Genomic DNA, 15,871 nt, shown 5'->3' with positions numbered 1-15,871 from the left:
TTCCCCGCGAGCCATTTTTATGTTGATGCTATTTTTCACCGTGGCAATGGTGCACATCGTTGCGCTAATGAGCCCCGGCCCCGACTTTTTCTTCGTGTCTCAAACTGCTGTCAGCCGTTCGCGTAAAGAAGCGATGATGGGCGTACTGGGCATTACCTGCGGCGTGATGGTATGGGCGGGCGTGGCGCTGCTTGGCCTGCATCTCATCATCGAAAAAATGGCCTGGCTGCATACGATCATTATGGTAGGCGGCGGCCTGTACCTGTGCTGGATGGGCTATCAGATGCTGCGCGGCGCGCTGAAAAAACAGGATGCGGCGGCGTCTTCTCCGCACATTGAACTGGCGCAGAGCGGGCGCAGTTTTCTCAAAGGGCTGTTGACCAATCTGTCGAATCCTAAAGCGATTATCTATTTTGGTTCCGTTTTTTCACTGTTTGTCGGCGATAACGTCGGCGCTGCGGCGCGCTGGGGTATTTTCGCGTTAATCACCCTGGAAACGCTGGCCTGGTTTACCGTAGTCGCCAGCCTGTTCGCGCTGCCGAAAATGCGCCGCGGCTATCAGCGTCTGGCGAAATGGATTGATGGCTTTGCCGGCGCTTTGTTTGCGGGCTTTGGTATTCACCTGATTATTTCGCGCTAATTTACCTCCGGGCCGGATAAACATCATCCGGCACGACTATCACGCGTGTCTTGCCGACGCCAGGAGCGCGCCTACCAGCATAAACAACGAACCAAACGCTTTATTCAGCGCCTTCATCTGCTTTGGTCCTTTAATCCAGGCGGCAATGCGCTGCGCCAGTGTGGCGTAACCGGTCATCACAATCATATCCACCACAATCGTGGTGACGCCGAGAATGAGGTACTGCGCCAGTTGCGGTTGCTGCGGCATGATGAATTGCGGAAACAGGGCGGCAAGAAAGACAATACTTTTGGGATTGGTTAGATTGACAAATATCGCCCGTTTGAACAGCCGACCCCGCGATTGCGTCTGGGCGAGAGTATGCAGATCGATAGCGCCTGCGGCGCGCCATTGCTGGATACCCAGCCAGATAAGATAAGCCGCGCCAGCCCATTTCAGAATTTCAAAAGCGAGGAGCGAGCGCGAAAAGAGCGTACCCAGTCCGACGCCCACCAGTACGATATGTATCCCCAGTCCGGTCTGGAGTCCGGCGATAGAAGCCGCTGCGCCACGATATCCATGGTTGATAGACGTCGTCATGGTATTGATGGCGCCTGAACCCGGAGAAAGACTCAGCAGAGTTGAGGTCAGTAGATAGGCGAACCACCATTCAAAGGTCATGCGAAACTCCCTGGTTGTCTGTTTTTGTGCCACAATACGCTACTGCCGCTGTGTTGTGTCAGGCACGACGCAAAAAACGATTTTACCTGGTAAACGAGGCCGAAAACCCGATGTTTCAGCAGCAAAATGACTGGGAAACAAGAGAAAATGCGTTTGCCGCTTTTGCTATGGGGCCGCTGACCGATTTCTGGCGTCAGCGGGAAGAGGCGGAGTTTATCGGCGTGGGTAACATTCCGGTGCGCTTTGTCCGTTTTCGGAATGATTCTAACGATCGGACGATCGTCATTTGTCCTGGCCGCATTGAGAGTTATGTAAAATACGCTGAACTGGCGTATGACCTTTTTCATCTCGGTTTTGATATCTTCATCATCGACCACCGTGGTCAAGGGCGCTCCGGGCGGATGTTATCGGACCCGCATCGGGGCCACGTTGATCATTTTAACGATTATGTTGAGGACTTAGCGGCGTTCTGGCAGCAGGAAATTGAGCTGGGGCCGTGGCGTAAGCGTTATATCCTGGCGCACTCAATGGGAGGCGCGATAGCCACCCTGTTCCTGCAACGCCATCGTGTGCGGTGCGACGCTATTGCGCTCACCGCGCCGATGTTTGGTATTGTGATACGCTTGCCTTCCTTTATGGTGCGCCATATTCTCGACTGGGCCGAGGGGCACCAGCGTATCCGTGAAGATTACGCTATTGGTACCGGTCAGTGGCGGGCGTTGCCGTTTGGGATGAATGCGCTGACCCACAGCCGCCAGCGTTATCAGCGCAACTTACGATTTTATGCCGACGAGCCGCAGCTGCGCGTTGGCGGCCCCACCTGGCATTGGGTACGCGAAGGCATTCTGGCGGGTGAGCAGGTTCTGGCTGGGGCGAGCGATGACACGACGCCTACGCTACTGATTCAGGCGGAAGAAGAGCGGGTAGTGGATAACCGCACCCACGATCGTTTTTGTGAAATTCGCGCCGCGGCGGGATACCCTTGTGAAGGGGGAAAACCGCTGGTTATCAAAGGCGCGTACCATGAGATCCTTTTTGAAAAGGACGCCATGCGCTCAGTCGCGCTTAACGCCATTGTTGAATTTTTCAACAAGCCTAATTTATCCAGCGGAAATCGCTTTGCTTAGAGGTTAAATTTTATTATGTATCAGGTTGTTGCGTCTGATTTAGATGGCACGCTGCTCTCCCCCGACCATACGTTGTCCCCTTATGCCAAAGAGACTCTGAAGCTGTTGACCGCACGCGGCATCCATTTTGTCTTTGCCACTGGTCGTCATCATGTCGATGTAGGGCAAATCCGCGATAACCTTGAAATCAAGTCTTACATGATCACCTCCAACGGCGCGCGAGTGCACGATACCGACGGGAATTTGGTTTTTACGCATAATCTGGACAGCGACATTGCCAGCGACCTGTTCGGGGTGGTGAATGCGAACCCGGACATCGTGACTAACGTTTATCGCGACGACGAATGGTTTATGAATCGTCATCGCCCCGATGAAATGCGTTTTTTCAAAGAGGCGGTATTTAACTACTCGCTGTTTGAGCCTGCGCTGCTGGAGCCGGAGGGCGTCAGCAAAGTGTTTTTCACCAGCGACACTCATGAAAAGTTGTTGCCGCTGGAGCAGGCGATTAACGCGCGCTGGGGCGATCGGGTAAACGTGAGCTTCTCTACGCTAACCTGTCTGGAAGTGATGGCGGGCGGAGTGTCGAAAGGTCATGCGCTGGAAGCGGTCGCTCAGGCGATGGGGTACAGCCTGAAAGAGTGTATCGCCTTTGGCGACGGAATGAACGACGCTGAAATGCTCACGATGGCGGGCAAAGGCTGCATCATGGGCAATGCGCACCAGCGTCTGAAAGACCTGTATCCCGAACTTGAGGTGATCGGCATCAACGCGGATAACGCCGTGCCGCATTACCTGCGCGATCTTTTCTTACGCTGATGTGATTGTTTGTTAGTTGACCAGTTGTCAACTTCACTCTCCGCTACAATGGGTGTTCCCTGTTTTAAGAGACATCCATTGTGGCGCTACTCATCATTACCACTATCCTGTGGGCTTTCTCCTTTAGTCTATTTGGCGAGTATCTTGCCGGGCATGTCGATAGCTATTTCGCGGTGCTGATACGCGTTGGGCTGGCGGCGCTCGTTTTTCTGCCGTTTTTGCGTTCTCGCGGGCACAACCTAAAAACCATCAGCCTGTATATGCTGGTGGGGGCGATGCAGCTTGGCATCATGTATATGTTGAGCTTCCATGCTTACCTCTACCTGACCGTATCCGAACTGCTGCTGTTTACCGTTCTGACGCCGCTCTATATCACGCTGATTTACGATGTGATGAGTCAGCGTCGTTTGCGCTGGGGCTATGCATTTAGCGCGTTGCTGGCGGTGATTGGCGCCGGGATTATTCGCTACGATCGCGTGACCGACCATTTTTGGGTCGGTTTGCTCCTGGTGCAGCTTTCTAATATCAGTTTCGCTATCGGAATGGTGGGGTATAAACGTCTGATGGAGACCCGTCCCATGCCGCAGCACAACGCCTTTGCGTGGTTCTATCTGGGGGCGTTTTTGGTGGCGGCGGTGGCGTGGTCGCTGTTGGGGAACGCGCAAAAGCTGCCGGAAACCACGCTGCAATGGAGCATTCTGGTGTTTCTCGGCGTGGTGGCGTCAGGCATTGGCTACTTTATGTGGAACTATGGCGCTACCCAGGTAGACGCCGGGACGCTGGGTATCATGAATAACATGCATGTTCCCGCAGGACTGCTGGTTAATCTTGCCATCTGGCATCAGCAGCCCCACTGGCCAAGCTTTATTACAGGCGCGGCTGTGATCCTGGCTTCGCTGTGGGTGCATCGAAAATGGGTCGCTCCGCGCTCCGCACAAACGGCAGATGATCGCAGGCGTGATCCCGCGTCGAGCGAATAAACGCCTCGGTCACCGCCTGACGCTGGTCGCCGTCGCGCACGGCGGCATACAGGCGGCTCCACAGACCATCGCCCAGGGTTTTGGTCACCACCAGACCCTGGCGCTCAACGCTTTCCACCACCCAGTGCGGCAGGGCGGCAATACCCATTCTGGCCGCCACCATCTGAATCAGCAGTAGCGTATTATCCACGCTTTTCAGCAGCGGACTGATACCCGCCGGTTGCAGGAAATGTCGCCAGACATCCAGTCGGCTGCGCTGCACCGGGTAAATCAACAGCGTTTCGCTGGCTAAATCTTCCGGCGTAATCTGCGTTTTGCTGGCCAGCGGATGGTCGGGCGCCAGCACCAGTCGGACTTCAAAATCAAACATCGGCGAATAATGCAGCCCGCTGCGCGGCAAAATATCCGACGTCATCACCAAATCCAGCTCGCCTTGTTGCAAGGCCGGTTGCGGATCAAAAGTGACGCCGGATGTGAAATCCATTTCTACCTGCGGCCAGCTTGCACGGAAGTTTTCCAGCGCCGGGGTCAGCCACTGAATACAGCTATGACATTCAATAGCGATGCGCAGACGAGTTTGCTGCGGTTCGTTGCACGCTTGCAGCGCACGGCTGATTTGCGGCAGCACCTGGTTTGCCAGTTGCAGCAGAACTTCCCCCTGCGGCGTAAAGCGCAGCGGCTGGCTTTTACGCACGAACAGGCGGAAGCCAAGGCGTTGTTCCAGATCGCTGAACTGATGAGACAGAGCGGATTGAGTCTGGTGCAGCACCGCCGCCGCGGCAGCCAGCGATCCACTATTCCGCAATGCCTGGAGTGTTTTCAGATGTTTAATTTCGATCATGAAAGTCCTTCACTTCGCCATGAACAAATTGCGCTTGAGGAATATACAGTACCTTTACATTATGGATGTGTAAACATCCAGACGTCTAAAACTCGTCATATTTCGACTTGCAGATGCGTTGGCTTCCTTGCTTACCCCAGTCACTTACTTCAGTAAGCTCCTGGGGATGCGCTGTGTCGCCGCCTTCCTGCAAGCCGAACTATTTAGAGTTTTACTTTCAGATTCAATAAAATAAGAGAGGAAGTAAAATGACAATATTGACTCATACCCTCGGTTTTCCTCGCGTTGGCCTGCGTCGCGAGTTGAAAAAAGCGCAAGAGAGCTACTGGGCGGGGAACTCAACGCGTGAAGCGTTACTGGCGGTGGGGCGCGAACTGCGCGCGCGTCACTGGGAGCAGCAGAAACAAGCGGGTATTGACCTGTTACCGGTAGGCGACTTTGCCTGGTACGACCATGTTCTGACCACCAGCCTGCTGTTAGGCAATGTGCCGGCTCGTCATCAGAACAACGACGGTTCCGTGGACATCGACACTCTGTTCCGCATTGGCCGCGGTCGCGCGCCAACCGGCGAACCGGCGGCGGCAGCGGAAATGACCAAATGGTTTAATACTAACTATCACTACATAGTACCGGAGTTCAGCAAAGGCCAGCAGTTCAGACTCACCTGGACACAGTTGCTGGAGGAAGTGGACGAAGCGCTGGCGCTGGGGCATAAGATCAAACCTGTACTGCTGGGGCCTGTCACGTATCTGTGGCTGGGTAAAGTGAAAGGCGAGCCGTTTGACCGCCTGACGTTGCTGAAAGACATTTTGCCGGTGTATCAGCACGTACTGGCTGAACTGGCAAAACGTGGTATTGAGTGGGTCCAAATTGATGAGCCAGCACTGGTGCTGGAACTGCCGCAGGCGTGGCTGGATGCCTTCAAACCGGCTTACGACGCGCTCGCCGGCCAGGTGAAGCTGTTGCTGACGACCTATTTTGAAGGCGTGACGCCAAACCTGGACACTATTATCGCGCTACCGGTACAGGGGCTACATGTTGACCTCATTCATGGCAAAGATGATGTAGCGGAACTGCATCAACGTCTGCCGGTCGACTGGCTGCTCTCCGCAGGCTTGATTAACGGGCGTAATGTCTGGCGCGCCGATTTGACCGAAAAATACGCGCAGATTAATGCCATTGTGGGCAAACGCGCGCTGTGGGTAGCATCCTCCTGCTCTTTGCTGCACAGCCCGATCGATCTCAGCGTCGAAACGCGTCTGGATACGGAAGTTAAAAGCTGGTTTGCCTTTGCGCTGCAAAAATGCGGTGAACTGGCGTTGCTGCGCGATGCGCTGAACAGCGGCGAAACGGCGGCGCTTGAGGAATGGATCGCACCGATTCAGGCTCGTCGTCACTCCCGCCGCGTACATAATGCCGCGGTAGAAAAACGCCTGGCGGCGATCACCGCGCAGGACAGCCAGCGTGAGAATCCGTATGAGGTGCGCTCTGAAGCGCAACGCGCCCGCTTTAAACTTCCCGCCTGGCCGACGACGACTATCGGTTCGTTTCCGCAAACCACGGAGATTCGCGGTCTGCGTCTGGACTTCAAAAAGGGCAATCTCGACGCGAATAACTACCGCACTGGCATCGCCGAACATATCAAACAGGCTATCATCGAGCAGGAGCGTTTAGGGCTGGATGTGCTGGTACATGGCGAAGCCGAGCGAAACGACATGGTGGAATACTTCGGCGAGCATCTGGACGGCTTCGTCTTTACCCAGAATGGTTGGGTGCAAAGCTATGGCTCCCGCTGTGTGAAACCGCCGGTAGTGATTGGCGATATCAGCCGTCCGGCACCGATTACCGTGGAGTGGGCGAAATATGCCCAGTCGCTGACCGACAAGCCGGTAAAAGGGATGTTGACCGGCCCGGTGACTATTCTTTGCTGGTCATTCCCCCGCGAAGACGTGACCCGCGAAACGATTGCGAAACAGATTGCGCTGGCGCTGCGTGATGAAGTCGCGGATCTGGAGGCGGCGGGGATCGGGATTATTCAGATTGACGAACCGGCGCTGCGTGAAGGTTTACCGCTGCGTCGCAGCGACTGGGACGCCTATCTGGAATGGGGTGTGGAAGCCTTCCGCATCAACGCGGCGGTGGCGAAGGATGAAACCCAGATCCACACCCACATGTGTTACTGCGAGTTCAACGACATTATGGATTCGATCGCCGCGCTGGACGCGGATGTGATCACCATTGAGACCTCCCGCTCGGATATGGAGTTGCTGGAGTCGTTCGAAGCGTTCGACTACCCGAACGAAATCGGGCCGGGCGTGTACGATATTCACTCGCCGAACGTGCCGAGCGTCGAGTGGATTGAAGCCCTGCTGAAGAAGGCGGCACAACGTATTCCGGCACAACGCCTGTGGGTGAATCCGGACTGCGGTCTGAAAACTCGCGGTTGGCCGGAAACCCGCGCGGCGTTAGCGAACATGGTCAAAGCGGCGCACAATCTGCGTCAGGCGAAATAACCCATCCTGGCCGCTGCGTTTATCCGGCAGCAATGCGGCGCTACCCTTTGACGGGTAGCGCCCGTGCCTGACCTGATTAACAGCGCCTCTATCTCCTCTTTTTTCTCATTTCCCTTTTTCTTATTTTCCGCGCTGTCTTTTTCAGGATCTGGCTATTTGGCGATCTTGATAATAAAAAGGTTCTCCGTATGAATGACAACCAGGCGGATAGCGTCCCCGGAAGCAGCGCGGCGGATTTTATTGCCTCGCAGATCGTTTTTCCTGTCATGATCGCCCAGCGCTCTCATAGCACAAAACGAGGTTTTCCATTCTGTTATGTTCCCTGGCGACGATAAACGTCGCATTGTCTCATGGCGCTGGTGAACCTTATTTTTTAACGGAGATGTCTGACATGGCGGTAGCAGGTTGTCACGTAATGGCCAAACCCGGCGGCGCGATCTGCAATATTGATTGCACATATTGCTTCTATCTTGAAAAAGAGGCGCTGTACCCGGAACGCAATAAAAACTGGCGAATGTCGGACGAGACGCTGGAACAGTTTATACGCCAGCATATTGCCGCGCAGAGTGGCGACCGCATTGACTTTGCCTGGCAGGGCGGCGAACCGACCATGATGGGGCTACCGTTTTTCCGCCGGGTTGTCGCATTATGTGAAAAGTACGGCGATGGGCGAAAAATCACTCATGCGTTGCAGACGAACGGCATCCTGGTGAATGACGAGTGGGCGCGCTTTTTCGCTGAACAGCATTTTCTCATCGGTCTCTCTATCGACGGCCCGGCGTCGTTACACAACCACTATCGGCTTAATCGCGCTGGAAAAGGAACTCATGAACAGGTCGTCGCAGCAATGGCGCGGCTTAAAGCGCACCATGTCGACTTTAATACCTTAACCGTCGTGGGAAAACATAACGTCGGTCATGCAGCAGACGTCTACGAATTTCTTCTGGCGGCGGGATCGCGTTTTATTCAGTTTATCCCGCTGGTGGAGCGAATGAGCACCGATAACTCATCGGTACTTAATCTGGTGATGCCCGGCGAAAGCGCGGCGACGCTGGCGCCATGGACGGTACCGTCGTGGCAATATGGCGAATTTCTCAACCAGATCTTTGATATCTGGGTTCGTCGCGACGTAGACCGCGTCTATGTGCAGATGTTTGACGTGGCGTTAGCCGCCTGGACGGCGCAGCAGCCGGTACTGTGTGTACATTCCGAGACTTGTGGACATGCCTTCGCGTTGGAGTCGAACGGCGATCTCTACAACTGCGACCACTTTGTCTATCCGGAGCATCTGCTGGGGAATATCCACCAGCACAGCATCAAAACCTTAAATAATAGCGAGCGGGCTATTGCCTTTGGCGAAGCCAAGCGGGAGACCCTGACCGCCGATTGTCGTCGCTGTGACTACCGCTTTGCGTGTCATGGCGGCTGTCCGAAGCATCGCTTTGCCGTCTCGCCGTCCGGTCATCCTGCGCATAATTACTTGTGTGCGGGCTATAAGCATTTTTTCCAGCACGTTACGCCGTATATGAATGTCTGGCGGGAGCTGCTGGCGCAAGGCTATCCGATGGCATCGATCATGCGCTGGCTGGCGCAGGACGCGCGTAAAGACACAGGAGCCGTCAGTCGTAACCATCCCTGTCCCTGCGGCAGCGGTAAAAAATATAAAAAATGCTGTGGTAAAGCATAGCTAACGTGGCGATGACGCTTTGTTGAGCCTACACCGACTCCGGTCTCGTAGGCCCAACAAACATCGTAATGCGCTGTGGTTAGCCTTTTTTCCCACCGTACTGCGCGAACCATTCCAGCATTCTTTGCCAGCCGTCTTTCGCTGAGGCTTCGTGGTAGCCCGGACGATAATCGGCATTAAACGCGTGCCCTGCATCGGGATAGACCACGATTTCCGCCTTCGCATTAGCGGCGCGTAGCGCCTGACGCATGGTTTCCACGCTCTCCTGTGGAATACTGGTATCCTGCCCGCCGTATAAACCCAGTACCGGCGCGTTAAGATCGGTGGCGATATCAACGGGATGCTTCGGCGAATTGAGTGACGTGTCGCCCACCAGCTTGCCGTACCATGCTACCGCCGCTTTTAACTGTGGGTTGTGCGCGGCGTACAGCCAGGTAATCCGGCCTCCCCAACAAAAACCGGTGATCATCAGCCGATGCGCATCCCCGCCGTTGCGCGAAGCCCAACTGGCGACGTGATCCAGGTCGGCAAGGACTTGCGAATCGGGTACTTTAGCCACCAGCCCGCTCAATAATGTGGGTATATCGGCGAAATCATTGGGGTCGCCTTCGCGGAAATAGAGCTCCGGCGCGATAGCGAGATAGCCTTCCAGCGCCAGTCGTCGGCAAATATCGCGAATGTGTTCATGTACGCCAAAAATTTCCTGTACCACAATGACCACAGGCAGCGCGCCGTCGCTCGCTTTTGGTCTGGCGTAATAGGCTGGCATATCGTCGCCCTGAGAGGGAATCGACGTTATCCCCGCGCTAATGGCCCCATCAGGCGTATGAATCATCGTAGGGGCAAGTGGGGAAGCTGCAGGTGCAAAGCCGGATGGATGTGTCGTTGTCATGGTATTCTCCGTACCCTTAAAAAATAGCGCAATCTTAACTATAGACAGTGTGTAACAAACCACATTGCCTTAAAGCGGCTATCTTTTGTGCAATGCCTGGCGATATTGATTATTTATTGTGATGTGAATCACTTTTTAATGGTAATTGAGTGCAATTGTTTTACGCCATAGTGATGGCTGTCACGAAAATATCTTTATGCCTTAGGTAAAGTGTCTTTTTGCTTCTTCTGACAAACCCGATTCACAGAGGAGTTTCATATGTCCAAGTCTGATGTTTTTCATCTCGGCCTCACCAAAAACGATTTACAAGGGGCCCAGCTCGCCATCGTCCCTGGCGATCCTGAGCGTGTGGAAAAGATCGCCGCGCTGATGGATAAGCCGGTTAAGCTGGCATCTCACCGCGAATTCACCTCCTGGCGCGCTGAGCTGGATGGCAAAGCAGTTATCGTTTGCTCTACCGGTATCGGCGGCCCGTCTACCTCTATTGCCGTGGAAGAACTGGCGCAACTGGGTATTCGTACCTTCTTGCGTATCGGCACCACGGGGGCTATTCAGCCGCACATTAACGTCGGCGACGTTCTGGTAACGACCGCATCCGTTCGTCTGGATGGGGCGAGCCTGCATTTTGCGCCGATGGAATTCCCGGCGGTTGCCGACTTTGCCTGCACCACTGCGCTGGTTGAAGCCGCGAAATCGATTGGCGCCACGACTCACGTTGGCGTAACCGCCTCTTCCGACACTTTCTATCCGGGTCAGGAACGTTACGACACCTATTCTGGCCGCGTTGTGCGTCGCTTCAAAGGCTCTATGGAAGAGTGGCAGGCGATGGGCGTAATGAACTACGAAATGGAATCCGCTACGCTGTTAACCATGTGCGCAAGCCAGGGGTTACGCGCAGGTATGGTGGCGGGTGTTATCGTCAACCGTACCCAACAAGAGATTCCGAATGCGGAAACGATGAAACAAACTGAAAGCCACGCGGTGAAAATCGTCGTGGAAGCGGCCCGTCGTCTGCTGTAATTCTCCTCTCTTTTGCAAAGGCCGACGCGTTCGGCCTTTTCTTTTTGCGTGGCGCCTCGCAGGAAATCCCTTTTAAACTGGACGTTTATACAGCACAATTCTATTTTGTGCAGGACAGTGTGGTTCCAGGAGAGGTGTTGTGGATATTACTCTTATGATAAGCGCCGTCGTGGCGCTGGCGGCTGGGGCGGTGATTGGCTGGCTGGCGACGAAAGCGCACGCCGATCAAATCCGCGCCGATCTTATCGAAGAACGGCGTGAGCTGGATATCGAACTTAGCGCGGCCCGGCAGCAATTAGCGCAAGAAGCGCACTGGCGCAGTGAATGCGAGTTACTTAATAACGAACTGCGTAGCCTGCACAGTATTAATACCTCCCTGGAAGCCGATCTGCGTGAAGTCACGACCCGTCTGGAAGCGACTCAGCAACACGCGGAAGACAAAATCCGTCAGATGATCAACAGCGAACAGCGTTTAAGCGAGCAGTTTGAAAATCTGGCGAATCGTATCTTTGAACACAGTAATCGTCGCGTAGACGAACAAAACCGACAAAGCCTGAATAGCCTGCTGACGCCGCTGCGTGAGCAACTGGACGGTTTTCGCCGCCAGGTTCAGGAGAGTTTTGGCAAAGAAGCGCAGGAGCGGCATACGCTGGCGCACGAAATTCGTAATTTGCAGCAGCTTAACGCGCAAATGGCGCAGGAAGCGATCAACCTGACGCGCGCCCTGAAAGGGGACAATAAGGCGCAAGGAAACTGGGGCGAAGTTGTGCTGGCGCGGGTGCTGGAGGCATCCGGACTGCGTGAAGGCTACGAATACGAAACCCAGGTCAATATTGAGAACGATGCGCGCTCGCGGATGCAGCCGGATGTCATCGTCCGCTTGCCGCAGGGCAAAGATGTGGTCATCGACGCTAAAATGACGTTGGTCGCCTACGAGCGTTACTTTAACGCTGAAGATGACTACACGCGCGAGGCCGCTTTACAAGAGCACATCGCCTCGGTGCGCAATCATATTCGCTTACTGGGGCGTAAAGACTACCAGCAGCTTCCCGGCCTCCGCTCGCTGGACTATGTTCTGATGTTTATCCCCGTAGAACCCGCTTTCCTGCTGGCGTTAGATAAACAGCCCGAACTGATAACCGAGGCGCTGAAAAATAACATTATGCTGGTAAGCCCCACGACGCTGCTGGTGGCGTTACGGACAATCGCCAACCTGTGGCGCTATGAACACCAGAGCCGCAATGCGCAGCACATCGCAGACAGAGCCAGTAAGCTCTACGATAAAATGCGGTTGTTCGTTGATGATATGTCAGCGATCGGTCAGAGTCTGGATAAAGCGCAGGATAACTACCGTCAGGCGATGAAAAAACTTGCGTCGGGGCGTGGCAACGTTTTGGCGCAGGCGGAGGCCTTCCGGGGGCTAGGCGTGGAAATCAAACGCGAGATTAATCCGGATTTAGCGGAACAGGCCGTTACGCAAGATGAAGAATATCGTTTACGATCGATCCCTGAAGGGCGGCAGGATGAACATTATCCCAATGATGAACGGGTGAAGCAGCAGTTAAGTTAACCCATACGGAGTAGTTTAGTCCTGGCGCAGAGTAGGGCAAATTGGCCCAATCTGTTACACTTCTTGAACATTTTTATCGATAAGCAGGCACTGAGATGGTGGAAGATTCACAAGAAACGACGCACTTTGGCTTTCAGACCGTCGCTAAAGAGCAGAAAGCTGACATGGTGGCTCACGTTTTTCATTCTGTGGCGTCAAAGTACGATGTGATGAATGACTTAATGTCATTTGGCATTCATCGTTTGTGGAAGCGCTTCACCATTGATTGCAGTGGCGTGCGTCGTGGACAAACCGTTCTCGATTTAGCGGGTGGTACGGGCGATCTTACCGCGAAATTTTCACGTATGGTCGGGGAAACTGGCAAAGTTATCCTGGCGGATATTAATGATTCCATGCTCAAAATGGGGCGTGAGAAGCTGCGTAATATCGGCGTGATCGGCAACGTAGAGTATGTGCAGGCGAATGCCGAAGCTTTGCCTTTCCCTGATAATACGTTTGATTGCATTACCATTTCGTTTGGTTTGCGCAATGTAACGGAAAAAGAAAAAGCGCTGCGGTCAATGTTCCGTGTGTTGAAACCCGGCGGACGTTTACTGGTGCTTGAATTTTCCAAGCCTATCATTGAGCCGCTGAGTAAAGCGTATGACGCCTATTCTTTCCATATTTTACCGCGTATTGGCTCGATGGTCGCGAACGATGCGGATAGCTATCGGTATCTCGCGGAATCCATCCGTATGCATCCCGATCAGGATACCTTAAAAGCCATGATGCAGGACGCCGGATTTGAGAGCGTGGATTATTACAATCTGACGGCGGGTGTTGTGGCATTGCACCGTGGTTATAAATTCTAGGAGGGTGGAATGCCTTTTAAACCCTTAGTGACCGCAGGAATTGAAGGTCTCCTCAATACGTTTCTGTATCGTTCGCCAGCGCTGAAATCAGCCAGAACGCGCTTACAGGGAAAAGTACTGTGTGTGAAACTAAAGGGATTTTCGACGCCATTAGTCCTGGTATTCAGCGAACGCCAGGTTGATGTGCTGGGGGCATGGGAAGGCGAAGCGGACTGTACGGTAATCACTCAAGCTAGCGTTTTGCCAAAACTACGCGATCGTCAGCAGCTGGCCGCGCTTATTCGCAGCGGCGAACTGGAAGTGCAGGGCGATATTCAGGTCGTGCAAAATTTTGTGGCGCTCGCCGATCTCGCCGAATTCGATCCTGCGGAGCTGTTGGCGCCATACACGGGTGATATTGCGGCGGAAAGTATCGGTAAGGTCGTGCGTGGCGGGGCTAAATTCCTGCGCCACGGGTTTCAACGTCAGCAGCGTTATGCCGCTGAAGCGATCACTGAAGAGTGGCGTATGGCGCCTGGCCCGCTGGAAGTCGCATGGTTTGCCGAAGAAACCGCGGCTGTTGAGCGCGCCGTAGATGCTCTGACCACACGGCTGGAAAAACTGGAGGCCAAATGACGCCAGGTGAAGTACGGCGCCTATATTTCATCATCCGCACGTTTTTAAGCTACGGCCTTGATGAACTCATCCCCCGAATGCGTCTTACATTGCCACTCCGATTATGGCGCTATTCGCTGTTCTGGATGCCAAACCGGCATAAAGATAAATTGCTGGGTGAACGATTAAGACTGGCGTTGCAAGAGCTGGGACCGGTCTGGATCAAATTTGGTCAGATGCTCTCCACGCGCCGTGACCTGTTCCCGCCGCAAATCGCCGATCAGCTCGCTTTGCTCCAGGATAAAGTCGCGCCATTCGATGGTCGGCTGGCGAAAGCCCAGATTGAAGAGGCGATGGGGGGGCTACCTGTCGAAGCCTGGTTTGACGACTTTGATATCCAGCCTTTAGCGTCGGCGTCAATCGCCCAGGTACATACCGCGCGATTGAAATCAAACGGTAAAGAAGTGGTTATTAAGGTCATTCGCCCGGATATTTTGCCGGTAATTCAGGCAGACCTGAAACTGATTTATCGCCTTGCTCGCTGGGTACCACGCCTGTTACCGGATGGGCGTCGTCTGCGCCCGACGGAAGTGGTGCGTGAGTATGAGAAAACGCTGATCGATGAGCTGAATCTGCTGCGGGAATCGGCCAACGCGATTCAGTTACGCCGCAATTTTGAAAATAGTCCCATGCTGTATATCCCGGAGGTGTACTCCGATTACTGTAGCCAGAATATGATGGTGATGGAGCGGATATACGGCATTCCGGTTTCGGATGTGGCAGCGCTGGAAAAGAACGGCACCAACATGAAACTGCTGGCGGAACGCGGGGTTAAAGTTTTCTTCACCCAGGTTTTCCGCGACAGCTTTTTCCATGCGGACATGCATCCGGGAAATATTTTTGTCAGTCATGAACACCCTGAAAATCCGCAATATATCGGCATTGACTGCGGTATCGTCGGGTCGCTAAACAAAGAAGATAAGCGCTATCTGGCTGAAAACTTTATCGCGTTTTTTAATCGCGATTACCGAAAGGTGGCAGAACTGCATGTCGATTCAGGTTGGGTTCCGCCAGATACCAACGTTGAAGATTTTGAGTTTGCCATCCGCACCGTCTGTGAACCTATCTTTGAAAAGCCGCTCGCGGAAATCTCGTTTGGTCATGTGTTGTTAAACCTTTTCAATACAGCGCGTCGATTTAACATGGAAGTCCAGCCGCAACTGGTGTTGTTGCAGAAAACATTATTGTATGTTGAAGGGGTTGGGCGACAACTTTATCCTCAGCTTGATTTGTGGAAAACGGCGAAGCCGTTTCTTGAGTCCTGGATCAAAGATCAGGTGGGTATTCCGGCTCTCACGCGGGCTCTTAAAGAGAAAGCGCCGTTCTGGGTCGAAAAAATGCCAGAAATACCTGAACTGGTGTACGACAGTTTGCGCCAGGGCAAATATTTACAGCACAGTGTTGATAAGATTGCGCGCGAGTTACAGGTAAACCATGTGCGCCAAAGTCAGTCTCGTTATTTATTGGGAATTGGCGCAACGCTGTTACTGAGCGGGTCATTCTTACTCGTCAACCGCCCTGAATGGGGATTGATGCCTGGCTGGCTCATGGTCGGCGGCGTAGTTGTCTGGCTGGTTGGCTGGCGTAAAACTCGTTGAGATTTTTTATCGCTCAACGCCG

14 protein-coding genes are annotated in these 15,871 nt (G+C 53.8%); 11 read left to right on the top strand and 3 right to left on the bottom strand.

What is annotated here, in order from left to right; genetic code table 11:
* Positions 1-19 precede the first annotated feature (19 nt).
* On the top strand, positions 20-640 hold the full coding sequence (rhtC, locus tag ACFK9X_RS22575) for a threonine export protein RhtC (RefSeq protein WP_000928814.1): 621 nt from the start codon (positions 20-22) through the stop codon (positions 638-640).
* A gap of 39 nt (positions 641-679) precedes the next feature.
* Here the strand turns inward: rhtC and rhtB are convergent, their stop codons facing one another.
* On the bottom strand, positions 680-1,300 hold the full coding sequence (gene rhtB / locus ACFK9X_RS22570; RefSeq protein WP_000142523.1) for a homoserine/homoserine lactone efflux protein: 621 nt from the start codon (positions 1,298-1,300) through the stop codon (positions 680-682).
* A 110-nt stretch (positions 1,301-1,410) separates the two neighbouring features.
* Here rhtB and pldB point away from each other — a divergent pair, with 110 nt between their 5' ends.
* The 3 genes from pldB (at position 1,411) to ACFK9X_RS22555 (ending at position 4,223) form a co-directional block, all read left to right on the top strand.
* On the top strand, positions 1,411-2,427 hold the full coding sequence (gene pldB / locus ACFK9X_RS22565) for a lysophospholipase L2 (protein WP_000487682.1): 1,017 nt from the start codon (positions 1,411-1,413) through the stop codon (positions 2,425-2,427).
* A gap of 15 nt (positions 2,428-2,442) precedes the next feature.
* Entirely contained in the window at positions 2,443-3,243 is an 801-nt protein-coding gene (gene yigL / locus ACFK9X_RS22560; protein ID WP_000285338.1) for a sugar/pyridoxal phosphate phosphatase YigL, read from the top strand.
* A gap of 80 nt (positions 3,244-3,323) precedes the next feature.
* Complete coding sequence (locus tag ACFK9X_RS22555; protein WP_001196254.1) at positions 3,324-4,223, top strand: carboxylate/amino acid/amine transporter; 900 nt, start codon at positions 3,324-3,326, stop codon at positions 4,221-4,223.
* Here the strand turns inward: ACFK9X_RS22555 and metR are convergent.
* Positions 4,111-5,064, bottom strand: coding sequence for an HTH-type transcriptional regulator MetR (metR, locus tag ACFK9X_RS22550; protein ID WP_000569786.1), 954 nt, complete (start codon positions 5,062-5,064; stop codon positions 4,111-4,113). The genes ACFK9X_RS22555 and metR overlap by 113 nt on opposite strands.
* 248 nt (positions 5,065-5,312) lie before the next feature.
* Between metR and metE the strand changes: the two genes are divergently transcribed.
* Both metE and ACFK9X_RS22540 read left to right on the top strand, forming a co-directional pair.
* On the top strand, positions 5,313-7,577 hold the full coding sequence (gene metE / locus ACFK9X_RS22545) for a 5-methyltetrahydropteroyltriglutamate--homocysteine S-methyltransferase (protein ID WP_151117800.1): 2,265 nt from the start codon (positions 5,313-5,315) through the stop codon (positions 7,575-7,577).
* Positions 7,578-7,920: 343 nt separating this feature from the next.
* Positions 7,921-9,264, top strand: coding sequence for an anaerobic sulfatase maturase (locus tag ACFK9X_RS22540; RefSeq protein ID WP_000017949.1), 1,344 nt, complete (start codon positions 7,921-7,923; stop codon positions 9,262-9,264).
* 79 nt (positions 9,265-9,343) lie between these two features.
* Here the strand turns inward: ACFK9X_RS22540 and ACFK9X_RS22535 are convergent, their stop codons facing one another.
* Positions 9,344-10,156 (bottom strand): dienelactone hydrolase family protein, encoded by an 813-nt coding sequence (locus tag ACFK9X_RS22535; RefSeq protein WP_000213959.1) that lies wholly within the window; start codon positions 10,154-10,156, stop codon positions 9,344-9,346.
* A gap of 258 nt (positions 10,157-10,414) precedes the next feature.
* Between ACFK9X_RS22535 and udp the strand changes: the two genes are divergently transcribed.
* From udp to ubiB, 5 genes are all read left to right on the top strand, one after another.
* Entirely contained in the window at positions 10,415-11,176 is a 762-nt protein-coding gene (gene udp / locus ACFK9X_RS22530; protein WP_000045169.1) for a uridine phosphorylase, read from the top strand.
* 139 nt (positions 11,177-11,315) lie between these two features.
* Complete coding sequence (gene rmuC, locus ACFK9X_RS22525) at positions 11,316-12,746, top strand: DNA recombination protein RmuC (RefSeq protein ID WP_151117797.1); 1,431 nt, start codon at positions 11,316-11,318, stop codon at positions 12,744-12,746.
* 95 nt (positions 12,747-12,841) lie between these two features.
* Entirely contained in the window at positions 12,842-13,597 is a 756-nt protein-coding gene (gene ubiE / locus ACFK9X_RS22520; RefSeq protein WP_000229009.1) for a bifunctional demethylmenaquinone methyltransferase/2-methoxy-6-polyprenyl-1,4-benzoquinol methylase UbiE, read from the top strand.
* A 9-nt stretch (positions 13,598-13,606) separates the two neighbouring features.
* Positions 13,607-14,212 carry a ubiquinone biosynthesis protein UbiJ gene (ubiJ, locus tag ACFK9X_RS22515; protein ID WP_001116092.1) on the top strand — a complete coding sequence of 202 codons (606 nt, stop codon included), beginning with the start codon at positions 13,607-13,609 and terminating at the stop codon, positions 14,210-14,212.
* Complete coding sequence (gene ubiB / locus ACFK9X_RS22510) at positions 14,209-15,849, top strand: ubiquinone biosynthesis regulatory protein kinase UbiB (RefSeq protein WP_000187559.1); 1,641 nt, start codon at positions 14,209-14,211, stop codon at positions 15,847-15,849. Before ubiJ ends, ubiB begins: the two co-directional genes overlap by 4 nt.
* The last annotated feature ends 22 nt before the right edge of the window (positions 15,850-15,871 follow it).

Origin of the sequence: Salmonella sp. WC3, from assembly GCF_042932255.1 — a bacterium.
GTDB classification, from domain to species: domain Bacteria; phylum Pseudomonadota; class Gammaproteobacteria; order Enterobacterales; family Enterobacteriaceae; genus Salmonella; species Salmonella enterica.
The sequence above is the reverse complement of the archived record's forward strand: the minus strand, read 5'-3'. Positions and strand labels throughout refer to the sequence as shown.

Coding starts and splice junctions, on each gene's coding strand:
- rhtC (WP_000928814.1), top strand. CDS start 20: ATGTTGATGCTATTTTTCACCGTGGCAATGGTGCACATCGTTGCGCTA.
- rhtB (WP_000142523.1), bottom strand. CDS start 1,300: ATGACCTTTGAATGGTGGTTCGCCTATCTACTGACCTCAACTCTGCTG.
- pldB (WP_000487682.1), top strand. CDS start 1,411: ATGTTTCAGCAGCAAAATGACTGGGAAACAAGAGAAAATGCGTTTGCC.
- yigL (WP_000285338.1), top strand. CDS start 2,443: ATGTATCAGGTTGTTGCGTCTGATTTAGATGGCACGCTGCTCTCCCCC.
- metR (WP_000569786.1), bottom strand. CDS start 5,064: ATGATCGAAATTAAACATCTGAAAACACTCCAGGCATTGCGGAATAGT.
- metE (WP_151117800.1), top strand. CDS start 5,313: ATGACAATATTGACTCATACCCTCGGTTTTCCTCGCGTTGGCCTGCGT.
- ACFK9X_RS22535 (WP_000213959.1), bottom strand. CDS start 10,156: ATGACAACGACACATCCATCCGGCTTTGCACCTGCAGCTTCCCCACTT.
- udp (WP_000045169.1), top strand. CDS start 10,415: ATGTCCAAGTCTGATGTTTTTCATCTCGGCCTCACCAAAAACGATTTA.
- ubiE (WP_000229009.1), top strand. CDS start 12,842: ATGGTGGAAGATTCACAAGAAACGACGCACTTTGGCTTTCAGACCGTC.
- ubiJ (WP_001116092.1), top strand. CDS start 13,607: ATGCCTTTTAAACCCTTAGTGACCGCAGGAATTGAAGGTCTCCTCAAT.
- ubiB (WP_000187559.1), top strand. CDS start 14,209: ATGACGCCAGGTGAAGTACGGCGCCTATATTTCATCATCCGCACGTTT.